The 23834-nt window shown below is 59.0% G+C and carries 22 protein-coding genes; 7 read left to right on the forward strand and 15 right to left on the reverse strand.

From position 1 onward, the window contains the following. Positions 1-87: 87 nt before the first annotated feature. The 5 genes from AFK63_RS08825 to AFK63_RS08845 form a co-directional block, all read right to left on the reverse strand. Positions 88-1389 carry a PQQ-dependent sugar dehydrogenase gene (locus AFK63_RS08825; protein ID WP_053531564.1) on the reverse strand — a complete coding sequence of 434 codons (1302 nt, stop codon included), beginning with the start codon at positions 1387-1389 and terminating at the stop codon, positions 88-90. A gap of 12 nt (positions 1390-1401) precedes the next feature. Next, a complete protein-coding gene (locus AFK63_RS08830; protein WP_038862987.1) occupies positions 1402-1827 on the reverse strand; it encodes a DUF2231 domain-containing protein in 426 nt (141 codons plus the stop codon). Between the two features lie 170 nt (positions 1828-1997). Continuing rightward, positions 1998-3212 (reverse strand): EAL and HDOD domain-containing protein, encoded by a 1215-nt coding sequence (locus tag AFK63_RS08835; protein ID WP_038862988.1) that lies wholly within the window; start codon positions 3210-3212, stop codon positions 1998-2000. 225 nt (positions 3213-3437) lie between these two features. Beyond that, complete coding sequence (locus tag AFK63_RS08840) at positions 3438-4574, reverse strand: MFS transporter (protein ID WP_038862989.1); 1137 nt, start codon at positions 4572-4574, stop codon at positions 3438-3440. A 54-nt stretch (positions 4575-4628) separates the two neighbouring features. Next, positions 4629-4964, reverse strand: coding sequence for a hypothetical protein (locus AFK63_RS08845; RefSeq protein ID WP_038862991.1), 336 nt, complete (start codon positions 4962-4964; stop codon positions 4629-4631). Positions 4965-5111: 147 nt separating this feature from the next. Here AFK63_RS08845 and AFK63_RS08850 point away from each other — a divergent pair, with 147 nt between their 5' ends. After that, positions 5112-6086, forward strand: coding sequence for a UV damage endonuclease UvsE (locus AFK63_RS08850; protein ID WP_038862992.1), 975 nt, complete (start codon positions 5112-5114; stop codon positions 6084-6086). Positions 6087-6210: 124 nt separating this feature from the next. Here the strand turns inward: AFK63_RS08850 and AFK63_RS08855 are convergent, their stop codons facing one another. From AFK63_RS08855 to AFK63_RS08880, 7 genes are all read right to left on the reverse strand, one after another. After that, positions 6211-7128, reverse strand: a complete 918-nt coding sequence (locus tag AFK63_RS08855) for a hypothetical protein (protein ID WP_038862994.1) — start codon at positions 7126-7128, stop codon at positions 6211-6213. 14 nt (positions 7129-7142) lie between these two features. Continuing rightward, the gene (locus tag AFK63_RS08860) at positions 7143-11270 is read right to left on the reverse strand and encodes an RHS repeat-associated core domain-containing protein (RefSeq protein ID WP_038862995.1); all 4128 of its coding nucleotides are present in this window, start codon (positions 11268-11270) and stop codon (positions 7143-7145) included. Positions 11271-11280: 10 nt separating this feature from the next. Then, on the reverse strand, positions 11281-11430 hold the full coding sequence (locus AFK63_RS21485; protein ID WP_165688852.1) for a hypothetical protein: 150 nt from the start codon (positions 11428-11430) through the stop codon (positions 11281-11283). Next, positions 11427-12440: a hypothetical protein gene (locus tag AFK63_RS21630; protein WP_236613101.1), complete on the reverse strand. Its 1014-nt coding sequence runs from the start codon at positions 12438-12440 to the stop codon at positions 11427-11429. Before AFK63_RS21630 ends, AFK63_RS21485 begins: the two co-directional genes overlap by 4 nt. After that, positions 12407-12718: a hypothetical protein gene (locus tag AFK63_RS08870; RefSeq protein ID WP_050568144.1), complete on the reverse strand. Its 312-nt coding sequence runs from the start codon at positions 12716-12718 to the stop codon at positions 12407-12409. Before AFK63_RS08870 ends, AFK63_RS21630 begins: the two co-directional genes overlap by 34 nt. A gap of 12 nt (positions 12719-12730) precedes the next feature. Further along, a complete protein-coding gene (locus AFK63_RS08875) occupies positions 12731-14947 on the reverse strand; it encodes a type VI secretion system Vgr family protein (protein ID WP_038862996.1) in 2217 nt (738 codons plus the stop codon). Positions 14948-15374: 427 nt separating this feature from the next. Next, positions 15375-16310 (reverse strand): AraC family transcriptional regulator, encoded by a 936-nt coding sequence (locus tag AFK63_RS08880; protein WP_038862997.1) that lies wholly within the window; start codon positions 16308-16310, stop codon positions 15375-15377. Positions 16311-16495: 185 nt separating this feature from the next. On the opposite strand from AFK63_RS08880, the gene AFK63_RS08885 reads away from it, so the two are divergent. From AFK63_RS08885 to AFK63_RS08905, 5 genes are all read left to right on the forward strand, one after another. After that, on the forward strand, positions 16496-17233 hold the full coding sequence (locus tag AFK63_RS08885; protein WP_053531565.1) for an SDR family oxidoreductase: 738 nt from the start codon (positions 16496-16498) through the stop codon (positions 17231-17233). Between the two features lie 170 nt (positions 17234-17403). After that, positions 17404-18405 carry an alpha/beta fold hydrolase gene (locus AFK63_RS08890; protein ID WP_038863002.1) on the forward strand — a complete coding sequence of 334 codons (1002 nt, stop codon included), beginning with the start codon at positions 17404-17406 and terminating at the stop codon, positions 18403-18405. 121 nt (positions 18406-18526) lie between these two features. Next, the gene (locus tag AFK63_RS08895; RefSeq protein WP_007710153.1) at positions 18527-18724 is read left to right on the forward strand and encodes a hypothetical protein; all 198 of its coding nucleotides are present in this window, start codon (positions 18527-18529) and stop codon (positions 18722-18724) included. 1 nt (position 18725) lies between these two features. Continuing rightward, positions 18726-19490: a hypothetical protein gene (locus AFK63_RS08900; RefSeq protein ID WP_038863005.1), complete on the forward strand. Its 765-nt coding sequence runs from the start codon at positions 18726-18728 to the stop codon at positions 19488-19490. A 63-nt stretch (positions 19491-19553) separates the two neighbouring features. Further along, positions 19554-20147, forward strand: a complete 594-nt coding sequence (locus tag AFK63_RS08905; protein ID WP_038863007.1) for a flavin reductase family protein — start codon at positions 19554-19556, stop codon at positions 20145-20147. Positions 20148-20318: 171 nt separating this feature from the next. On the opposite strand, the gene AFK63_RS08910 is transcribed toward AFK63_RS08905, so the two are convergent. Next, entirely contained in the window at positions 20319-20735 is a 417-nt protein-coding gene (locus AFK63_RS08910; protein WP_038863008.1) for a TfoX/Sxy family protein, read from the reverse strand. A 459-nt stretch (positions 20736-21194) separates the two neighbouring features. On the opposite strand from AFK63_RS08910, the gene AFK63_RS08915 reads away from it, so the two are divergent. Further along, positions 21195-21959: an SDR family NAD(P)-dependent oxidoreductase gene (locus AFK63_RS08915; protein ID WP_038863010.1), complete on the forward strand. Its 765-nt coding sequence runs from the start codon at positions 21195-21197 to the stop codon at positions 21957-21959. Positions 21960-22004: 45 nt separating this feature from the next. Here the strand turns inward: AFK63_RS08915 and AFK63_RS08920 are convergent, their stop codons facing one another. Together AFK63_RS08920 and AFK63_RS08925 are read right to left on the reverse strand one after the other, a co-directional pair. After that, on the reverse strand, positions 22005-23090 hold the full coding sequence (locus AFK63_RS08920; RefSeq protein ID WP_038863011.1) for an NAD(P)-dependent alcohol dehydrogenase: 1086 nt from the start codon (positions 23088-23090) through the stop codon (positions 22005-22007). 160 nt (positions 23091-23250) lie between these two features. Then, positions 23251-23787 carry a carboxymuconolactone decarboxylase family protein gene (locus AFK63_RS08925; protein ID WP_038863014.1) on the reverse strand — a complete coding sequence of 179 codons (537 nt, stop codon included), beginning with the start codon at positions 23785-23787 and terminating at the stop codon, positions 23251-23253. Positions 23788-23834: the final 47 nt, after the last annotated feature.

The following is a 23834-nucleotide window of genomic DNA, read 5'->3' on the forward strand; positions in this document are numbered from 1 at the left end:
CTTGCTGTTGAATGAAAGAGAAGTATAGCAGGCGGCGGTACGTTGCTTCGGGGAGGGAGAAAAGGCCGCACGGGGCGGCCTTTAGGGTTACTGCGCGGCGCTCACGCGCCAGATGGCGTTACCGGCGTCATCGGCAATCAGCAGCGCGCCGTTTTTATCCTGCGCGACGCCGACCGGCAGCCCGCGCACCTGCTTCTGATCGTCCGTCAGAAAGCCAGTGACGACCGGCTGCGGCATGCCCACCGGTTTGCCGTTTTCAAATTTCACCCATACGACCTGATAACCGTTGAGCGGCGAGCGGTTCCAGCTACCGTGCTCGCTGATGAACGCGCCGCCGCGATACTGCGGCATATTCTCGCCCGTATAGAAATGCAGACCGAGCGGTGCGACATGCGAGCCAAGCGCATAGTCAGGCTTGATGGCTTTCTCTACCAGATCCGGGCGCGGCGGTTTGGCGCGCTCATCCACGTGCTGGCCAAAATAGCTGTACGGCCAGCCGTAAAAGCCCTTCTCCTGCACTGAGGTCATGTAATCGGGCACCAGGTCGGAGCCGATCTCATCGCGCTCATTGACGATAGCCCACAGCTTGCCGCTCTGCGGCTCCCACTGCAGGCCAGTCGGGTTACGCAGGCCGCTTGCGTAGATACGGCTCGCGCCGGTAGCGGCGTCCACCTCCAGCACCGCCGCGCGACGGTATTCCGCGCCGATGCCGTTTTCCGTCACGTTACTGTTCGAGCCCACGCCCACGTAGAGCTTGCTGCCGTCCGGGCTTGCCAGCAGCGCTTTCGTCCAGTGATGGTTAATCGGCCCGCCGGGCAGTTCGGTCACCTCTTCGCCCGGCGTGCGGATCTCGGTTTGCCCTTCCTGATACGGGAATTTCACCAGGCTGTCGGCGTTCGCCACCCACAGCGTATTGCCGGTAAGCTGGATGCCGAACGGCGCGTTGAGATTTTCGATGAAGGTATGTTTTTCCCATTTGCCGTTAACGTTACGCAGCAGCGTAATGCGGTTACCGCCAGGCCCGCCCTTGCCGGATGCCTTCTGTACGATGCCCATAATCAGCTGTTTGGGACGGGTGGTGGGCTTCGGCGTGCCGTTGGATTCCGCCACCAGAATATCGTTATTCGGCAGCACATAGACCTGACGCGGATGCATCAGCCCGTCGGCGATTTTTTCAATCTTCAGGCCCTGCGCCACTGTGGGCATCTCGCCCTCTTTCCACGCGACGCCTTCCGGCACCTGCATCGGCGGCAGCAGGAAATTTTTCGCCTCCGGCAGTTCCGGGTTTGGCCCGACCTGTTTTTGCGGGTCGAGCGTGGCGCTGTTATCACAGCCGGCGAGTAAAACGCCCAGCGAAACGGCAAGCGCGAGTCGATGAATGTTGTTCATGCGGGCTTCTCCTTAAGCAGTGCGTTGGCGTAACGCGAGTTGAACATTGGCGAGCAGCATCAGCGCCACGACCAGCGTAGAGAGAATGACGCCCGCAGGCACCACGGCGTAAGCATCACGACTGTGAATAAAGGCGTTAACGATAGCCAGCACAATCGCGACCAGGTTCAGCCAGAAATGCAGCCGCTGCGCCGGGCCGTGCAGATGGCGACGCCCAGGCCAGATCTGCCCGAGGCTTATCAGTCGCGGGATAATGGCGACCACCAGCCCGATGGCGATGAGCCAGCTGGCGGCGTGCGTCCACATCAGCACAAAACTTTTCATGTAGATGATGTCGAAAATCCACGCGGCTACGAAAAAGCCTAAGGGAATGGGGTTGAGCAGTTCATACAGCGCCACGGCAACTGCCGGGGATCGTGAGGTCGTGTGAGGGTGCATCTCCGTCTCCTGAAGTCATCCAGAACCAACGACGTCAGCGCACAGGCGCCGCACGTCGGCGTGCCTGTAAAAGCGTAGTCAAGATGCGCGAGAATGACGGGATAATCGGAACAACGTTTTAGCTTGCGAGCGTGACGGCGGCGCCGGGCGGGCCGCCAGACGTGAAAAAATCAGATTAAGGTGTCGCCCCACTTCACGGCTTCATGCGTCATATCAATGATATCGCGCTCGGTGAGATTAAGTTCTTTCGCCACGACCACCACCTGCAGCCAGTCGGCGCGCTCGAACGCCTCGCACAGACGAACCAGCGTTCCTGGAATGCCTTCGCGGTTGAGAAGCGCTTTCTTGACCTCTTTAGAGACGTAAATCTGCTCCAGCAGCGTCTCCATCGGGATATCCATAATCGCGTCGAGGCGTGAGAACAGCCCGGCGATAAACGCGTCATCCTCACTGACGCCGCCTATCCGGTGCGCCGCCAGCTCGCAAAAGCGTCCGTACACCAGACTCACGTTATAAAGCTCGCTCACTGACGGATCGCTGATATGGGTGACAGCGAGGATCGTAATAAACCTTTTCAGCTCATAGAGCCCGAGAAACGCAAAAATGCTGCGAAACGGCAGCGATTCGGCGTTGGCGTGGTAGTTATGCTGATATTTGATGTTATTCACATAGCGCATCAGCTTATAAGTCAGCGCGACATCCCGGCTGATGAGCGTTTCTATCTTGGCGATATCCGGGCGGGCGGCATTGACCTCGCGAATCAACTCAAGAATAAAGACTTTTTGTTCAGGAAGCTTTTTGGTTTTGATAAGTTCCGGCTTGCTGTAGAAATAGCCCTGGAAAAGATGAAAGCCAAGTTTCTGATACTGCTCCAGCTCTTCGCGGCGCTCAACTTTTTCAGCCAGCAGTTTGCAGCGCAGGTTGGGATGATTTTTCAAAAACGCTTTGATCTGATTAACGCTTGTCGCCTGAATATCAAACTTGATGACGCTGATATACGGCAGAAACCGGCTCCATTCGCTCTCCAGCGTAAAATCGTCCAGCGCAAAGCAGTAGCCCCGCTCATACATGTCGCGCACGGTTGTAAACAGCGCGTTATCCGGCGTGCTGTCTTCCAGGATTTCAATCACCACTTTGTGGCGCGGCAGCGACAGCGCCAGCCCGTTGACGATCATCTCATACGGGAAATTGATAAACGACGTATGGTTGCCGGAAAGACGCTGTAACGGCGTTACCAGAAAATGATCGGCGAGCAGCTGGCTGGTGGCGAACTCGGCGGAGACTTTCGGGAAGGCATTCGTCAGTCCGTCCCGGTAGAGCAGCTCATAGGCCACCGTGTTCAGCGACGCATCAAAGATAGGCTGTCGCGCTATGAAGGAATACATTTCAACCTCCGGTTTCATTTTCGACGTCCATTACAGCGTTTCGCTGCTTGTTCGACCGGCACTTAAACATTCCTGAATTACCCTTCCGGCACTCCGCCGGCAGACCAGAAAGCACAGCGGAAGCGCCCGATCCCCTTCTCCCGCCCCGTACGCCATCAAAGGCGCAGCTTTATAAGACGTTTATCGGCGTGCGGCAGGCTTTCTTGAGCATATATCCACGCGCCGTTATTTCGCGCGCGTCGCCGGTAACAGGAGCGCCACCAGCGCCAGGACGCCAAAAATACCCAGCGCCGTGACTGCGCCGACGCTATCAAGCAGTGCGCCAAACAGCGCGGAGCCCGCCATCTGGCCAATCGCCAGCAGCAGAAACACCGCGCCAAGCCCGGCAGCCGGGAACTCGCCCGCCGCCTCCACGCCGCTCACCAGCAACACGCCGGAGAGCGTGATATACGCAAACCCATACAGCGCCGCCACGCCCCAGCACAGCCACGGCTGCGTATAAGAGAGCGCCAGCAGGCCGAAGGCGAGCAGCGTAAGGATTTGCATCAGCCGGTGAGCCGTATTAATCCCGACGCGTCCGATCAGTGCGCCGGTAAGAACCCCGAAGCATCCCGCCGCGCCGGTCACCAGCCACAGCAGCGTGATGTCGCGCGCGGCTTTATCGGCAAGTGAGGCAAACATCAGCGGCCCGAAAGACCAGTACGCGGCGCTAACGATCCCGCTTAACAGCGCGACGATCAGCGGCGGGCGCAGCGCGGGCTGTCGGACTGCCGCAAGCTGGCGCTGCAACGAGACGCGCTCGCCGGTAGTGCCCGCTGGCATAGCGCGCATCGCCATCAGCGTCGGGACAACCGCTACAGCCGCAAACAGCAGCCAGATATCGCGCCACTGGCCCGGCATCAGCAGTACGGCAAGCGCGGAGACGATAATTCCCCCGCCTGTACCGGCATTGATAACCGTATTGACGCCGGGGCGCTGTGGCGGCGCGACATTCCGGTTCACCGCTTCGGCCATAGGCGGCGACACCAGGCCGGAACTGACGCCGCCGCAGATCACTCCCACCAGCAGCCAGAGCGGGCCGGGCGACCGCGCCAGGATAAGCAACCCGACAATGGCGAAGAGACCCGCCAGCAGCGACGGTAAGCGGGGGCCGGTGCGGGCGGTACAGAGAGAGGCGACGACGCTCGCCACGCCATACGCCGCGAACGACGCCGCCGACAGCACGCCGACGAGCGTTGAAGACATCGGGATATCCCGAATGACGGCAGGCAACTGCAATCCCCAGGAGAAACGCGCCAGGCCATAGGCGGCGGCAATCAGCGAAAACCCGCTCAGAGCGAGAAATTTATGTCCGGACAGCAAAGCGACCTCAGTTCAGTCAATCCCGTCACTGAGTGTAGCCGTCAATCGGCAACCTTAACGCATCGCGCGGGCAAGTTCGTCGCCGCAGGTTTGCGGGGCGGCGGCGAGCGCGTCGCGCGTTGCCCCGTTCATTCCCTGCCAGGTTTTGATCACTTCACGGCCAAGCGAGGCGTTATAGTGCCTTTTTTGCAGGGCGTAATCGTTGTTGCTGCCCTCAATGGCATTTTCCATGCGGGCGGGCCATGTGGCCGGGTCGTCGGCATGGATGGCACAAAAGACCGCAGCGTAATACGCCTTATCTTCAGTGCTGTAATGTGGCGCCAGCCACGCGTACGCCAGCGCCGCGACGGCGAAAAGGAAAAGAACAACGCGCCAGGTGAAAAATTTCATAAGTTGTTTCTGATAAGCCAGTAAATAGCGCGGCAGAACCGCAACAAACGGACAGTATAACGCCCTTCCTTAAACCGCGGCTCTACGGTGTAACGCGGCGGCCGGTTTTCAACTGCTACACTAAAACCAGACATAACCGGAGGGTGCATGAAATTAGGTTTCGCGTGTAAGTTTTTAGATTCAGGGCTAAAGCAGGAGTTTCCGTTTAAATCGACGACCCGCACCCGTTTTTTAAGCCTCAGCCATGAGCAACGGCTGGCGCTCTTATATCAGCTCTCTGAGACCAATCTCAGGAATCTGTATTCTACATTTGAGCAGCTCGCACAGTTACCGCCTGCATTGCGCATGATGCGCATCGGCAGCGATTTACTTCCGCTCTATACGGTGCCCGAGGCAGGACCTGTCTATCAGGAATTTTTGGGCGATCTCGCACCGCTGTTTACCCGCTGCGGCGAATATGCGCGCGAACAGGATATCCGCCTCTCCTTTCATCCCGGCCAGTATTCGGTGTTAGCGTCAGATAATCCTGATGTGGTCGATCGCGCTATTGAGGATGTGGAATATCACGCCACCTGTGCGGTGATGATGGGCTACGGGCAGCGTTTTCAGGATTTCAAAATCAATATTCACATGAATGGCAAGCGCGGCGTCGAAGGCTTTCGCGACGCGTTTACCCGCTTAAGCCCGCAGGCGCAGAAGATGTTAACCGTGGAGAACGATGAAATCTCCTGCTCGCTGGATGATGTATTACAGGCCCAGGGGCTGTGCCCCATCGTGCTGGATATTCATCACTACTGGGTAAAAGAGAATGCGTTTATTACGCCGGACGATCCACGTATCGAACAGATAAAAGCCTCCTGGCGCGGCGTGCGCCCGGTGCTGCATTATTCCATCTCTCAGGAAGGGCTTATCCCGGAACAGGGATACCCGGAGCAGTCGCAGTTGGGCATTCCCAAAACCAAACTGCGCGCGCATTCCGATTATTATTTCAACAGCACGCTGAACGACTGGGCGCTGTCTTTTACCGATTTCGACATCATGTGCGAAGTGAAGATGAAAAATATCGCCCGCGACCGTCTCTACGATTATGCGCTCCTGAAAGGCGTGATGAAGGTAGCGTGATTTTTGCGTGCGCCATATCGGTGGGTGCGCCATTTTGGGTACAGCGATGTAGGGCGGGTAAGCTTGCGCACCCGCCGGTTTAACACAATGGTGGGTGCGCAAGCTTACCCACCCTACCAATCCGTTACGAATAATCGATATCAAGAAGTTCGTAATCGCCAGGATCGACTTCTTTTTTTAATTTCTTAAACGGATTGCCGCAATCTAAAACAAAAAGCTTATTAACCTTTCGATTAGCTAACAGTGCAGCGGGGTTAGTTATTTTCTTGCTATTAATAATTTCCACTTCTTTAATATTCGGTATTTTATCAAAAATGCTACAATCAATTTCGCATTTTGCGCTGTTGATGAAAATAGCTTCCAGATTGCTTAAGCCTTCGAGTGAATGTAGATCTATGGTTTTATCTACGCCGATAAAACTTAGCCCGGTCGCGTTTCTTACAGCGTCTGAATTTATTTCATCATGGGTGATGCAATCTATACTGATTAATTCGAAACTTTTATTATTATCGATCAGCGTTACAAGTTTCCCATTTTTTGCAGAATCGTAAGAGAGGAATGATAAATTCAACATCTGAAAGTCACTAACGCAAGTGAAAGCAGCGCAGGATTCTGATCCAAAATCATTTTGCAAAGTTAACGCTTCTAATGCAGTCGATTCAGCAAGCGCCCTCCATGCAATAGGAGCGGAATAACTACTTGTTTCATAATGAACTAACATTAAACTTTTAAGTCCGACGGGAAGATCTCCCGGCTCCATATTTACCATTAACTCAAGTGGCATTTGCAGAAACGTTAGCTTAGCTAAGCCTGCCAGCCACTGAGGAGGCCTACCCTTCAGCGATTTCACATTTTTGTCGGTCAGCTCCAGTCGAAGAGAGACGACATCATCATCAAATTCTGGAGCCTTAGACCAGGGTATAATTTTTGCGCCATCCTCAGCAAAATGCTGGCAGGCGGTTTTATTTCCCATGCAATAATATCCATTATCTTTATCGGGTAAATAATGATACGTGATAGCACCAAGTTTAGTCTGTTGCATTTTACTCCCTCGTACTAACTTTTTTTACAAGTTGTTCGTCTACTTGATGAACGAATTTTATTTTCAGAAATTAACGACAATGCGTAAGATCTTTTTCGCTTAGCCTGTATCCTCGAACCCTTATCATTAAGCATGTTATTTATACCTACAGTTTTTACTTCCTTATCGAACTCACGCTGTTCAAAATAGCGCAGAATATTATTTCTTTCGCTTTCTGTAAGCGAATCATCAAGGTGAACACGAATGTATTGAACCTTGACATCTGGTTGAGAAAGCAATCTTTGCGCCTTGGCATGTTCCGGGCTCGATACGCGAGAAAGCATCCCCTGTTGCTTAATACCTGCCGAGCCTACATATGACTTTCCGCCTGCATGGATGATATAAACACCGGGCTCATCGGGTAGAGTTGACGGACCGCGAATCAGCCCCAAAGGGTCAATCCACATCAATGGATTAGGAGCGTAGCGATACGGGTTTCCCCCACCCAACATCCCTATCGGGTCCTGGCTGATATAGGCGGCTATCGCCGGATCATAGTAACGGTAGCGGTTGTAATGTAAACCCGTTTCCGGGTCGAAATACTGCCCCTGGAAGCGCAGCGGGTTATCGATGCGGCTGGCAAAAACCTGGCCTTTTTCGCCCCACGCGCCGGTGCGCTCCGCCCAGACGATCTCCCCGCAGACCGACGTCAGGCGGACCGGCGCGCCGTTCGGATCGCAGTGGTAGTGCCAGCTCTCCCGCAGAGATCCCTCCTGCGTCAGGAGCGCCAGCGGGCGGAAAGTGCCGGGGTAATAGATGTATTCACGCATCCGATGAAAAAGCGCCGCCTGGGCCTGCTCGCGTTTGATGCGCCCGCCGGTGTCGAAGAGGCTTAAGGGCGCAAGCGACGCCGCTGCGCGAGTGACCGTTTCGCCCGCCAGCGCGTCGCCCTGCCAGTAGAACCAGCGCGTCTCGTCTGGCGTCTGCTTGAAGACGCGGCGTCCGAGCGCGTCATAACCGTAGCGCACCTGATGCTCGCCCTTGCGCACCGCAATCAGCTGGCGGTTCTCATCCCAGAGGAAATCCTCTTTCGCCTCGCCGGTGTGCAGGTGACGGCGCTGGCGCAGTTCGCCCGCCCGGTCGAAGACGTAACGCACGCCCTCGTGAACGCCTTCGCGAAACCAGCCGCCCGGCGAATCATCAACCGCCTGAACGCACGTGTGCAGATGATTGCCCGCGGCGTCGTGTACAAACTGGCGCAGCGCGCCGTCGGGCTCGCTGTGCGCGACGAGACGCCCCACCGGATCGTAACGGTAGCGGTCATCGCCCCACTGACTGTCCTGCCGCCGCGTCATATTCCCGGCGCGGTCGTAGGCGAAACCGCTCGCAAACAGAGGCATATCGCCCTGCGTCACTTCTTGTGTTGTCAGCCGGCCCTGCGCGTCATACGCCATCGCGCGCCGCAGGGTCGGCGAAAGCTGTTCGCTTGCAAGCCTGCCCGTCTCGTCATAACGCAGCGCCACGGGCGCGTCGTCGTTAAGCTGCACGCTAATGAGCCGGTCGTCGTCGTCCCACGTATAGCCCACGCGGTGCCCGGCGTCGCTCTCGCGCAGTACCGGCAGGCCACGCGCGTTATAGGCATAGCGAAGCTGAAAACCGTCCTGATCTTCACACAGCACGCGGCCTGCGCGGTCGTAGCGCCAGGCGAGCCGCCGCCACGGGTTTTCGCACAGCGTCAGGCGGCCGCCGTCGTCGTAGTGGTAGCGGGCGGTGAGCGTGTCGCCGCTGCGCCGTTCCCGCAGGCGGCCAGAGGCGTCGTAGCCGTAGCGCACCTCGCGCCCCAGCGGGTCGAGGCGGCGTATCAGCCGGTCGCCTTTATCCCATTCGTAGCGTGTCGCCTGGCCCCAGTAGTCGGTTTCCGTCACCACGCGGCCCAGCGCGTCGCGGGCCAGCGCCCAGCGTTCGCCGTCCTGGTTGATAACGGCCAGCAGGCGGTCTTCCGGATCGTATTCATAGCCTGTCTGCGTGCCGTCTGGCGTGTGGCAGGCCGTCACCATGCCGGTGGCGTTATAGATAAAGCGCGTCTCGCGGCCCGCCTCATCGGTGTAGCGCACCGGTTCGTCTTCGCGGTTGTACCCGATGCGGATCTCCTGCCCCTCCGGCGTCTGCATCGCGGCCAGCCGGTCTTTCATATCCCAGAAGTAACGGGTGACGCCGCCGCTCGCGTCGCGTTTCTCCAGCAGATTACCGCGCACCGAGTGGCGCAGCCGCGTTTCGCCCGCGCCTGCCTGCGCAATAAGCGTCAGAAAGCCGTAGCGATCGTAGTCATAACGCGTTACCGGGCGGCCAGGCACGTCCGCCTCGCGCAACTGGCCGAGCGTATCGTAAACGTAATGCGCAGACACGCCCGTCGGGTCGCACCCCGCGATGAGGTTGCCCGCCGCGTCATAGTCTGATGTCCACTGCGCGCCGCTCTCGTCCGTGACGCACAGCGGCTGCCCGAAATCGTTAAACGTGGCGCGCACCACGCCGCCGCCCGGCAGATGCTCCGCCGTCATCCGGCCGTGCGCGTCATACTCCCAGCGGTGCTGGCTGCCGTCAGGCTCCGTCACTTCCACCGTGCGGCCTGCATCGTCATAGCGAAAAACCGTGTTACCGCCGAGCGGATCAATCTCGGACACCGGCAGGCCGTTGTCATCAAAGGTGATACGCGAGAGGTGGCCGAGCGAATCGGTGACCGCGACTTCGTTAAGCAGCGTGTGGTACTCGAACCGGTAATCCCAGACGTTGCCGTCGCCCCAGGCGTGCACCACGCGCCAGGCGTCATCGAAGGCGTAATGAAACCCCTGCCCGTTGCGATCGACGTGGCTGACCATGCGCCGCTGCTGGTAGCGAAAGCGCCGCGGGTGCGAGAGCGCGTCGATTTCCGCAACCAGCTGGCCCGTCTCGTCATATTCATAGCGGGTGAGCGGCGTCACGTCGCCATCCGATGCATTACGCAGCCGCAACGCCTGCAAACGGCCCTGCTCGCAGGTCACGAGGATCTCGCGCCCCGTCGGGCCTTCGGCGCTGAATTCACGCAGGCGCGTCAGCACGTTCGCGTCACGTTCAAACTGCCAGCGGTTGTGGTTGCGGTCGGCGACGGCATCAACGCACAGCCGCCCGTCGCGCCCGGTAAACTGCCAGCACAGCGCGCTCTCCTGCTCCACCTGCCAGCAGGGCTCGCCGTCGCGCAGCTCATACCAGAGGCGGCTGCCGTCCGGCAGACCAGACACCGCGTGCTCGCGACCGGGCGCAGGCGGCAGCCCGACGAACAGCGTCACGCCTTCCGGCTCGGTGAGCAGCGCCACGCCGTCGTCGCGCATGATCTCAAGCGTGGTATCGGCAGGCGTCAGCCAGCCGAAGCCGCACAGCCCCTCCTCGTTAATATCCGCCGAGGAGTAAAAACGTCCCCAGTCGAGCGGCAGCCGCCCCGGCAGCAGGAAGTCGCGCTGCTCAAGATGGACGCTGCCGTCGCGAATATCGACCGGCTCGGCGCGCAGCACCCGGCATTTAAGAAATCCGGGCTCCATATTGCGGAACAGTTTCTGGCGAAATTTCGTAAACCGGCGCATAAAGAGCCGCCACTGGGGCGTCTTTTTAAGCTGTTTCATGCCCTTGCCGAGGCCGCTTAAGCCCGCGCGCATCAGCAGCGCCATCAGGTTGACGGTCGGCGGCCCGCCGACGATGACGTTATTTGGCAGCGCCAGGTTGAACGTGAGCGGCAGCGTCAGCGACGGCAGCTTCGGTTTGGCGGCGCGTTTGGGCCGAAACGGCGGCACCATGCCCACGACGTTGCAGCTCAGCACCGGCATCCCGATACGCGAAAACGGCTCGCCGTCCACCGACACGGTTTTGCTGCCCATAAAGAGTTCATCTTCAAGCTGCGGGCCGCCCGGCAGGCGCAGTGGCGGCACCCAGGCTCCGCCGGTGGGAATATGAATCGCGATGCCTCCGGTGCCCGCGCTGGCGCGCCGGATGCCGTTCACATGCACCGTGGTGCCGATAAACGGCAGGTAGTCGAACACGTCGAACACCAGGCCGATATGCGGCGTCGGCAGCGGCCACGGGTAGAGGTGGATATCCAGGCCAAGCTGTGGGTCGAAATGGGCGCCGGAGTGCATCGCGTTACCGTCAGAATAAGGCGCGAAGCAGCGCGCGCAGGAAGGTGCGGATCTCTGTGGCAAGCTCACTGTCAGAGACGCTTAAAAACAGCATGGCGAGAAGGATCGCCACGACAATCACGATGGCTTTGGTTTTGAAATGGCTGTTGCGACGTTTCATACGTTGTTGCTTCCTGCAGGTTCAGATAACGGGGCCGCGGGCGCGCTCGCGCTCCAGGCGGGAAGGGAGTGCCATTCGCCCGGCGGGGCGTCGAACGGGTGCGCGACATCCGGCAGGCCGTTCCAGTGCGGGTGTAACAGGTCGCGGGCGAGACGTACCGTCTGGCGAAAGCTCTCATCGCCCTGCGCGATTAACGCTTCGCGCTGCTGGCGCAGCGCCAGAAACGCGGCCTCAAGGCCCAACTGCAACCGCCGGTCGGCCTGCTTAACGGCGGGGGCCGTGGGCGGGTTCAGGGTGCTGACGGCGGTTTCCGCCTCCAGGAGCAGCCGCTGGCTCTCCTGCTGAAAACGCGCGGCGGCAATCTCCAGCGCCTCGCTGCGGCGTTTATCCTGCATACGCAGCAGGTCGGCGAAGACCAGCGGCAGCGTGGTCTGGGCGCGTTCTTCCTGCGCGATGGCCTTTGCCGCGCGAACCGCCGCCGCGTAGTCTTCCATCGCCACGGTGCGGTGCCCCTCCTGCCAGAGCGCGAACCCGGCCATGCGACAGCCTTCAAGCTCAAAGAGCGGATGCGGGATCTCGCGCGCAAGCGCGGCGGCGCGGCGGTAGTGCTTCGCCGCCTCGGTGTAATTTTTATCGGCAAACCAGGCGCCCGCCTCGCCAAAGGCGCCCTGCACCGCGAGCTGGCCGCGCACCGGCACATCGGCGACGCGCGCCGCCACCGACTGCGCCTGTTGGTAGTGCGCCACGGCCTGCGCCGTGTTTTTCGCCTTCAGCCACGCCCCGGCGACCAGGTGATGCAGTAACGCCTCCTGATCCGCCCAGCCGCGCCGCTGCGCGATCGGCATGGCGAGCGCCGCCCGGCTCGCGACCTGCGCGGCGCTGCCCTTTTCGAGCAGCAGCATGGCGTCGGCGAGATAGCGGCGAAACAGCAGACGATCGCTGTCCGGATCGGTCTGCTGGCGCGCGGTCTGCTGCATCACCTGCATCGCGTCGGGCGTGTCAGTGAGCAACAAAACCTGCGGCGGGTGCGCGTCGACCAGCGGCTGCCAGAGCGGTTGTTCGGTGTGTAGCCGTAGCCAGTCTCAAACGGCGTATCAAGCGTAAGAAAAAGATCGGCGAGGCTTCGGCCTTCCGGGTGCTGTTGCAGCGCGAAAAAACCGTTCAGCACACATTCACCGCTCGCGGGCACGCGCCAGACGATAACCCTGGCCGCGCTGTTTTCGGTGCGGTCAAGCCAGTGCATTTCTAGTTCGCTGATGGCGTTTTCGGTCGGGTTTTTCGCACTCATCCGGGCATCCTGTCAGGCGTTAAGCTCGATTTTCTTGCCGTTGACCATGACGCCTGCGGCATTGATGGTGATACTGGCGCCGCCAGCGGTTATCTCGATACTGCCGTTGCTGATAAGGATCCCGCTCTCGCCGACGTTAATCTGAAACGTGGTGGTGGCACTGTCGGCGACGCTGCCCTCGGTAAAGCGGGTGTCGCCGCCGGTAATGGTCAGCGTGCGCCCCGCGCCAACAGAAACCACCTGTTTCTGGCTTACCACGTGGTTTTCATTGCGGCTCACCGTGACATCCCGATGGCCGGAGACGTTCAGCGTCTGGTTGCCGGTAACGGCGACGGTGCGGTTCTGCTGTACCTGCACGTTTTCATTGCCGTTGACGGTACGGGTGCGATCCTGATTGACCGTCAGCGTCTGGTTGCCATCAACGGTACCAGTCTGGTTGCTTTTCACCGTCGCCGTGTGGTTGCCGGTGATGGTTTCGTCGCGATTCTGCTCAACGCTCAGGGTCTCATTGCCCTTCACCGTTTCGGTACGGTGCTGGTTTACCGTCGTGGTTTCGCTGCCCTGAATGGTTTTGGTGCGATCCTGGCCCACCGTGACCGTTTCGTTACCGTCTACGGTGCGGGTGCGGTTCTGCTTAATGTGGCTGGTTTCGTCTTTGCCGACGGTTTTGGTGCGGTTGCTGCCCACCGAGTGGGTTTCATCCTGCTCCACCTCGGTATCCATATTGCGCTCCGCATGCAGCCAGAACTGCTCCTCGCCGGGTTTATCCTCAAAACGCAGGGCGTTGGCGTTATCCGGCGAGCCGTCTTTCGAGCGGCTCATAAAGCCCATCTGCGTGGCGGCGGCGGGCAACGCCCACGGCGGCATCCGCGCCTCGTTATAGACGCGCCCGATGATAATCGGCCGGTCGGGCTCGCCGTTGATAAAATCGACCACCACTTCATCGCCCACGCGCGGGATCTGAATGCCGCCGAAGCCCTGGCCTGCCCAGGCGCTGGAGACGCGCACCCAGCAGGAGCTGTTCTCATCGCCCTGGCTCATGCGATCCCAGTGGAATTTCACCTTCACGCGGCCATAGCGATCCGTCCAGATAGACTCGCCCTTCGGCCCCACGACGCGGGCGGTTTGCGGGCCATAAGTGCGCGGCCACGGCGTGACGGGCGCGGGGCGAAAAGGCGTCTGCGCCGGGATCACCGTAAAATCGATCCGCTGGCGGCCTTCGCCGGTGCCGCCGGAGGTGTAAGGGTTCTCTTCGAAGTCATACTGCGCGCTGACAACCAGCCAGTCGGCGTTATCAGCGACGTGCGGTGCTTTAATCAGCCGGAAGGTGTGCCCCGGCGCGATACCGCTGGCGGTGCCGGAGCCGCGCGTCTGCTGCTGTTGCGCCTGCCACGCCTGCTGGCGAATGCGGGCGTAAGCTTCGCCGTCACCATGCTCCACGAAACGACCCGGCCAGTCGTAGACGTCGATTTTACCCGGGGTTGGCGACACCGGGTTTTGCAGGGTTTGCAGCATCCAGGCGTGCGGTTTGCGAAAGTCGTAATCGTCGGTGCTGTAAAGACCGGGCGTGACCACATGGCTTGCGGTGAGCTGGCTTATGCCCTCTTCTTCAACCACCCCGCCGCCGCTGGTGGCGTGCCAGGGAATCACGTCGTAGCCCGGGAACGGCGACGCGCTGGTGTAGTCATCCATCAGCACCAGGGTGTGTCCGTCTTTACCATGGCGGAAGAGATAGCTGATACCTTCCAGCTCCAGCAGGCGGCTCACAAACTCAAAGCTGCTTTCGGCGTACTGCACGCAGTAATCCCACTGGCGGTAGCTGCGGGTGAGTTTGTCTTCGAGTTTGACGTCGTGTTCGGAAAAGAGCGTTTTAACGATATCCGGCACGCGCTGCTGCTGGAAAATACGAAAGTTACGATCGCGCATCATCGGCCAGAAATCGGGCTCCAGCGTCAGCTGATACACGGCGTAGCGCTTGCTGTCGAGCTCTTCGCTGCGCACCGTCACGGCGGTAATTTTACCGGACAGGTAGCGCGGTTCGGGCGTCTGGGTGGGGATGGTCACGCTCATCGGCTGGCCCAATAGCCGCTGCCTGTCAAGCGTGAAGTCATCGCTTAACAGATCGAGCGTAAAGCGAAAGGGCGCGCCGAGGCTTTCTTCGCCCCTCAGCGCCCAGAATAACAGCGAGTCGGGCGCGGATGGTGAGGAAACGCGAATTCGGTTAACCATGCGTACTCCCCTTAAAGGTTGCCATCAGAATGTCCGCATTACAAAACCCGGTGAATCGCATGGCTATATTCCCGTAATGGCACGACCACACGCGTTATATTTCGCAGGCGCGAAATTACACAGCCGGCAGGCGTGAAATAATCGATATCGGGCGATGATGATGCGGTCATATTATCGGCAACAGGACGGTCGTTAAGTGGGAATAATCCCATTTGGCGCGGCCTGGGCGCAAAGCGAGAGCCGCGTCACAGGGCGCTGGCGCGCCCGTTGCCGGAAAATAATGAAACCCGTAACGCGGGCGATTAATTCATTTTGGATTTATCTCACTCTCCGGGGAAATATATTCCCCGGCTTATTTAATCTTAAGTGAAATATCACAACCGTAATGCGGCGTCGGGAAATATAAGCCTGATTAATTGGCGCAGCGTTAATGATTCGCCGTCATGGCCTCAAACTGCGTGGGCGGCAGTAGCGCGAAAGAGTGTTTCATCTCCCGGGTTTCGGCGCCCGGCGTACGGCCAAACAGACGGCGGAACTCGCGATTAAACTGCGACGGGCTTTCATAACCGACGCGCACGGCCGCCGTGGCGGCGCTGAGATTGTCACGGATCATCATGAGCCGCGCCTGATGCAGCCGCACCGCTTTGATGTACTGCACCGGCGAGTTACTGGTGACCGCTTTGAAATGCGCGTGAAAGGCGGGCGCGCTCATGCCCGCTTCAGCGGCGAGCGTCGCGACATCGAGACGCGCGGCATAGTCGACGTGAATGCGTTGCAACACGCGGGCGATGCGGCTGAATTTACCGACGCTCGCCAGCGCCGCGCGAATGGCGCCGCCCTGCTCGCCAATCAGCACCCGGTAGTAGAGCTCTTTGACAATTGCCGGGCCGAGGATCTGCGCCTCCTGCGGGTGGCTCAGTGCGCGCATCAGGCGCAGCGTGGTGTCGGCCAGCGGTTCGTCGAGCGGCGTGGAGAGGATCCCCTCCGGCGGCGTGGCGCGCACCCCCTGCCTGCCATCAAGCGTCAGCACCAGTTCGGCGATAACGGTCATATCGAGCCGTACCGCGACGGCCAGCAGCGGCTCCTCGGGAGTGGCGTCGGTTTCGGTGGAAAACGGCAGCGGCACTGACAGCACCAGATAGTGGCTGGCATTGTAGGTATAGACGTTATCGGCAAGGTAACCGCGTTTGCAGCCCTGGCAGACAATCACGATGCACGGCTCGTACAGCACCGGCGTGCGCGGCAGCGCGCGATCCGAGCGCATCAAGCGCACGGTATCAAGCAGCGAGCGGGTGTAGCCCTCCTGCGGGGCGAGTTTTGCCAGGAGCGCTATCGTCTCACGCTGGCTCTGCGTCATCGTCATCACGGTCTCTCCTCATAATTTCCTGCAAGGATTGTGGCACGTTGTGCGTAAAGCTTCACCAGGGTGAATAGGATCAGGCAATACACCGAGAGGAATGGCGCTGTCGGGAGGCCGTTGGCGGGCGTAGGCTTTATGCATATGGCGCCGGCAAGCCCGCCGGGCCTTCAAACGACGGAGTAAGCACCATGACGATGACCGAAGAACGCAAAGTTATCCTGCTCACCGGCGCCAGCAGCGGTATCGGCGAAGCCACGGCGCGCCTTTTAGCGGCCCAGGGCTACCGTTTACTGATTGGCGCGCGCCGCACCGACCGCCTGGCGGCGCTGTGCGACGAACTGCGCTTTAACGGCGCGCAGATTGACTATGCCGCGCTGGATGTGACATCACTCGACAGCATGGAGGCGTTTGTGCGCACTGCGCTGGAGAAATATGGCCAGGTGGACGCGTTTATCAATAACGCGGGCGTGATGCCGCTCTCGCCGCTCGCCTCGCTGAAGGTGGATGAATGGAACCAGATGCTGGATGTAAACGTGCGCGGCGTGCTGCACGGCATCGCCGCCGTGCTGCCGGTGATGCAGGCGCGCAACCGCGGGCAGATTATTAATGTCGCCTCGATTGGGGCGTACCGCGTCTCGCCTACCGCCGCGGTCTACTGCGCCACTAAATATGCTGTGCGCGCCATTACCGACGGGCTGCGTCAGGAAAATGACACGCTTCGCGTGACGTTAATCAGCCCCGGCGTGGTGGAATCGGAGCTCGCGACCCATATCACCGATGAGACCGCACGCGCGGCGATGGACGATTTTCGCCGCATCGCCCTGCCGGCGGACGCGATTGCCCGTGCTATCGCCTACGCCATCGAACAGCCGGATAACGTCGATGTCAGTGAGATCGTCGTGCGCCCGACCGCCAGCCCGCATTAATCGCTCACCGCCAGGGTTCGCCCTGGCGTTTTATCGCTCTGGTGGCGCGCGTCGCCACAGACTTTCCCTCTTTGCGCTTTTTTACAGGCCATTTACCCGCCCCGACACCTGCATCCTGCGTGTCAGCTATAGTCAGCAACAGCTGATAAACCGTTAAGGAGAAACTGCCTGTGTCTTTACGCCTTTCCAGCGCGGCGCTGCTCTGCGCCCTCGCCGCTCCCGCTTTTGCCGCCACCCCCGCTTACGGCCCGGAACTTGAGGGCTTTGATTACGGCTGGCCGGTGGCGCGTTTTCAGTTTGAATCCCAGCGCCAGCCGATGCAGATGGCTTATATCGATGTGAAACCTGCCGCCCCGAATGGCCGCACGGTGGTGCTGATGCATGGCAAAAATTTCTGCGCCGGCACCTGGGATACGACGCTTCGCACGTTACGTGACGCCGGGTATCGGGTTATCGCGCCGGATCAGATTGGCTTTTGCAAATCCACCAAGCCTGCGCGCTACCAGTACAGCTTCCAGCAGCTGGCGCAGAATACGCATGCGCTGCTTGAAAAACTCGGCGTGAAGAAGGCGACGCTCATTGGCCATTCCACCGGCGGCATGCTGGCGACGCGCTATGCGCTGATGTACCCGAATGAAACAGAACAACTGGTGATGATTAATCCTATCGGGCTTGAGGACTGGAAAGCGAAAGGCGTGCCGTCGCAGTCGGTGGACGCGTGGTATCAGCGCGAGCTGAAAACCAGCGCCGCGGGGATCCGCAAATATGAACAGAACACCTATTACGCCGGAGAGTGGAAACCGGAGTATGACCGCTGGGTAAATATGCTGGCCGGCATGTATCAGGGCGAAGGCAAAGCGCGCGTCGCGTGGAACTCCGCGCTGCTCTACGACATGATTTATACCCAGCCCGTGGTGTATGAATTCGGCCAGCTGAAGATGCCGACGCTGCTGCTTATCGGCAATAAAGACACCACGGCGCCGGGCAAAGACGCGGCGCCGCCGGAGGTGCAAAAAACGCTCGGCGACTATCCGACGCTTGGCAAAGCGGCGGCCCGCGCTATTGCGCACGCGACGCTCGTCACCTTTGACGACCTCGGCCACGCCCCGCAAATCCAGGCGCCGGAGCGGCTTCATAAAGCGCTGCTCGACGGCCTGCGCGCGGTAGAGTAAATGGTGCAGTCCCCGCCGCCCGCTCTCACGGCGGGCGTTTTCCTTCGGATAATCCTGTAAAACGTGTTGATTTCTCCCTGCTTCTATCAGGCTTTCTATACTGTTGGCCGGGAGGTTTTACATGCTAAGAATATTTCGATCGCTTTTTACCAGCCCGGAAAAGCTGGTTCACGCCGTTCATCCGGCACATATACAGGACGCTATTGACGAAGGGGAACGCATCATCATCGACGAGGACGGCAACGCCTCGGTGAATATTGAATGCCTTGCCGTACAGGAAGATTTCGCCCGTCACGTTGACATGCTGAAGAGGGCTTAAGATGGGCACGGCGATATTTATGGTACTGATGGTATGCGGCTACTGGTATACCAGCCGCGATCTCTCCACGCGCTTTAAGTTTATGCGCACCTCCGGGTGGGATGTCTATTTCCTGGTTGCCCTTTACGGCTGTATTTTCGTCCTCCAGGGCGTGCTCGCCACCGGGCTGTTGTGGCTGGCGCTGTTGGGCGTATCAAGCCTGTTGAATGCCTTCCCGGCGTGGTCCGGCAGCGACGATTATCACTACCAGATGGCGTTTATGAACTGGAGCTTTCTCGGCATCCAGGCGCCGGTCGTGATTATGCTCGGCTTCGCTATTCTCTTTTGCCTCTACCGCGCAAACTGGTCGCCGACGGCGAAGCTCGATAACAGCGGGCGTCGCACGCTTTACCGGACGCTATCGCGCGCTAATGGCATTGAGGGGCTGCTGTATGAATGTATGGAAGAGGGCGAGCTTATCTGGATAACCATGAAATCCCAGCGTGTGTATATCGGGATGATCCACAGCGCGACCTTTGACAGCACGCGCAGCGACATCAGTAATCTGGTGCTGATCCCGATGCTGAGCGGTTACCGCGACCGCGAGACGCTGGATTTGCGCGTCGAGCATAACTACAGCGCCTGGTATGACAGCCATGACATTACGCTCACCACGGGCGAGAAATCGGCACTGGCGTACCGCAAGGTCATTTTACTCAATCAGATTGAGAGCCTGTCGCTGTTCGACCCCGCGCAGTCGCTGGCGCTCGGCATGCGCGACACATAGCGTAAAACGGCCCCGCCGGGGCTGTGTTACCCTGCCCGCCTTCGATAACAAAGGGTTATGCGTATGAATGACAATCGTGCCTTTATGGCGCCGGTGCCGCTGGAAAAGGCGTACCGGTTAATTAACCACGGGCCGACGGTGCTGGTTTCCGCCCGTCATGATGGCGTGGAGAACATAATGGCCGCCGCGTGGGCCTGCGGGCTCGATTTCGCGCCGCCGAAAGTCACGGTGGTGATTGATAAAATCGCCCGCACCCGCGAGCTGCTGGAGCGCAGCGGTACGTTTGTGCTTCAGGTGCCGACCGTCGCGCAGCGCGAAATGACGTACCAGCTGGGTACGCTGAGCCTGCATAACGAGCCGGAAAAGCTGCAACGCGCCGGAGCGGAGCTGTTAGAGATGGAAGGCGTGGACGCGCCGCTGGTCGCGGGCTGTTCCGCATGGCTTGCCTGTAAGCTCATTCCCGAGCCGCATAACCAGCAGCAATACGATCTGTTCATCGGCGAGGTGACGGCCGCCTGGGCTGATACACGGGTATTTCGCGAAGGCCGCTGGCGCTTTGAGGATGCGCCTGCGGAACTGCGCAGCCTGCATCACGTTGCGGGCGGGCATTTCTATGCTATTGGCGAGGCGTTCGCGCGCCCCGACAGCGACATCTGACACCGGCCCTTTTCGCTTTAGTTCTTCTCAAAGCCAGCCTGCCTGGCTTTTTTATCGTCTTTACGACACGACGCCCCTTTGCTCTCTATTCGCCCTATTTCTTCCTGCAAGGCAAAATTCACGGCGCTGCCGTTACAGCAGAATGATTGGATCCTTTTAAGTATGTTGTAACTAATAAAGCGGTTTATCGTTCGTTTTAGCGTTATCGCGATCTTTTAGCGCGGTTTTGCGCGGTTTCTTCACAGGCGCACGCGCAGCGGCGGCCAGCCCCTCACGCGCCCAGCGCAGGAATTCGTCGTTATCTTCCACCAGCTCCTCCGGCAACTGGTAATAACCGAGCGCCACCTCCTGTTGGCCACCGCTGCGGCGCGTGGTGAGATAAGTAAAAGGCGGGAACCCTGCGGCGATAAAGCGTTCACGGTTCAGCGCATCGGCTTTGAGATAAAACTGTGCGTCGCTGTCCACCAGCGCGAACATCCTGCCGCCCTGAAACAGCGCCACACAGCCAAACATGCGGCGCGTCTCTACCGCGCCGAGCGGTGCCAGCTGATCTAGCAGAAACGTAAGGTATTCACGCGAAACCTTCATTGCCTTCCTCCGCCCGGTGTACGGGCAACACAGATTAAACGCAACGTCATGCCGGCCAGGATCGCTTACACGATCCTTTTAATCAAAAACGATCCTTAAGCGTGACAGGGTTACCCGTATTCCATGCGGTTGGATCTGATGCGATCCCCTCTCAGGATATTTTTTGTTCACTTTGCACATGTTATCCACAACCAGGCGAAGCCGCACAACAATATCTTTATGATAAATGACTAACCTTTTGATAAGCAAAATGAAAAGTGCAGGTTCCCCACCCCTCTTTATTCGCGCCGCGAATATTTGGTATGGATCACATTTTTTAATGACTTTTTATTTGCGTGAAAACAGTCAGTTACGCGCATTCCGACGTTGCCGACTTGCGAAGCGCGCAATGAATGCCAGAGTTAACAAGGACTTGATGATTACGCACAGCATTGTGCCAGACACTGAAAAGGAGGATGTATGAACCGTTTTCAAGAAAAAGTGGTGGTCGTGACGGGTGCAGGTTCAGGTATTGGCGCGGCGGCAGCGCGTCGGTTTGCCCGTGAAGGCGCAAGCGTGGTGCTGGTTGGCCGCACAAAAGAGAAGCTGGATAAAGTGGCGGCGACGCTCTCGCAAGGTAAGCATCTGGTTACGCCGTGTGACGTCTCCGATCCGGCCCAAGTTCAGGCGCTCGCCCAACGCGTGACCGACGAGTTTGGTCGGGTCGATGTGCTGGTGAATAACGCGGGCGTGATTGTTCAGGGCAAAATCCACGAGATTAAGCTTGAGGACTGGGAAACGCTGATGGGCACCGATCTCAATGGCGTTTTCTATTGTCTGCACGCCTTTATGCCAGGTCTGCTGAAGACCAAAGGCAACGTGATTAATATCTCGTCTGTGTCGGGGCTCGGCGGTGACTGGGGCATGAGCGTCTACAACGCGGCGAAAGGCGCGGTCACTAACTTTACCCGCTCGCTCGCGATGGACTATGGCGCGGATGGCGTGCGCGTGAATGCTATCTGTCCGGGCTTTACCTTTACCGAACTGACTGAAGATATGAAACAGGACGAGGCGCTGCTGCAAAAATTCTATGACCGCATCCCGATGCAGCGTGCGGGCGAGCCGGAAGATATCGCCGATGCCATTGCGTTTCTCGCAAGCGAAGACGCCCGTTATATCACCGGCGTCAATCTGCCGGTCGATGGCGGCCTGACGGCGTCAAACGGTCAGCCGAAACAGGCGTAAATAAACAGCGGGCCCTCAGGCCCGCTCTTTTCTTCGGTGCTGACATTATGGCGCAGTTACCGGTGCCAGACGCGCGCCTTGTTGTAACGACGCCATATCGATAACAAAACGATACTTCACGTCGCTCCTGAGCATCCTCTCCCACGCCTCATTGATTTCCTGAATGTTGATGACTTCCACATCCGCTGAAATCTGGTGCTTCGCGCAGAAGTCGAGCATCTCCTGCGTTTCCGCGATGCCGCCAATACACGAGCCTGCGATGGACCGCCGCCCGATGATCATCGGCACGGTACTTACCGGCGGCTCCATATCGCCCAGCAGGCCGACGAATACCAGCGTGCCGTCAATCTTCAGGGTGGCGAGATACGGATTGATGTCGTGCGCGTAAGGCACGGTGTCGATGATGAGATCAAAATGACCGGCCACCTGCGCCATCTGGCTCTCATCCTCTGACAGCACCACGTGGTGCGCGCCGAGCCTGCGGGCGTCCTGCTCTTTACCGGGCGAACGGGTAAACAGCGTCACTTCTGCACCCAGCGCATGGGCGAGCTTCAGCGCCATATGTCCGAGGCCGCCTAAGCCTGTCACCGCAACGCGACTCCCCTTACCGACCTTCCAGTGGCGCAGCGGCGACCAGGTGGTGATCCCGGCGCAGAGCAGCGGCGCGGCGCCTTTGATATCGAGCCCCTCCGGAATACGTAACACAAAGTCCTGCGAAGCGAGGATAATTTGCGAATAGCCGCCAAAGGTCAGTTCCCCGTCGTGGCGGTCGATACCGTTATAGGTCTGGATATTGCCTTCGAGACAGTATTGCTCAAGCCCCTCGCGGCACGGGTCGCAATGACGACAGGAATCGACCATACAGCCGATGCCCGCGAGATCGCCCGGTTTGAATTTCTTCACGTCGCTGCCTACGGCGGTAACGCGGCCAATAATTTCGTGGCCCGGCACGATGGGATACTGACTAAAGCCCCAGTCATTACGCGCCTGATGGAGATCGGAATGGCAGACGCCGCAGTAGAGGATCTCCAGCACCACATCATCGGGGCGCGGGGTGCGGCGGGTAAATTCAAAGGGAGCCAGCGGCGCCTCTGCGGTTTGCGCGGCATAGCCCAGCACTTTCATGGTCATCGTCATCTCCGGTTACGCGTATCAGCGGTGTTTATTTCTTATACAGCGCATCGGTGACTTTTGCCAGGCGTCGGGGCGTGTCGCAGGAATAACGGGGCGGAGGAAAAACGTCTAACTCATTGATAATAAATAAGCCGCTCCCCTCCCCCACCACGGCAGATTATTCTGCTTTCGGAAAATCCACCACGGTATCGTTGACCCGGTTCACCATGTTGGTAAAGAGAATCGCGCTGATGGCGCTCAGGATCTCAATCACCCGGCGGTCGTCGAAACCGGCCTCGCGGAGCGCGGTGACGTCGCGTTCCGGCAACGTGCCGCGGGTCGTGATGACGGTCTTCACAAAGTGCAGCAACGCGTCGATGTGCGTGTCCTGGGCGAACCGTCCGGCGCGGAGCGCTTGCACGTCTTCAGCGCTATAGCCCGCTTTTTTCGCCATCAGGGTATGTGCGGCGAGGCAATAATCACAGCCGGTGGTCTCGCTCACCACCAGATTGATGGCCTCAAGCTCGCGGGCGCTCAGCGCGCCTTTTTTGAGCGCCATTGAGTGTTGCAGCGCCTGAGAGAGAATGTCCGGCGCGTTGCTGCCGATGGTGGCATAGGCGTTAGGGACTTTACCCATCGCGCTTTTCAGCGTATCGAACAGCTGGGCGGTTTTACCGGTGGCGGTGTCTGTCGCAATAGTGTGTAAACGGCTCATGATGCACTCCTTCGTCAATGGATACCCGTCTGCGGGCGTTGAGTGCA

It is taken from the genome of Cronobacter muytjensii ATCC 51329 (assembly GCF_001277195.1).
GTDB classification, from domain to species: domain Bacteria; phylum Pseudomonadota; class Gammaproteobacteria; order Enterobacterales; family Enterobacteriaceae; genus Cronobacter; species Cronobacter muytjensii.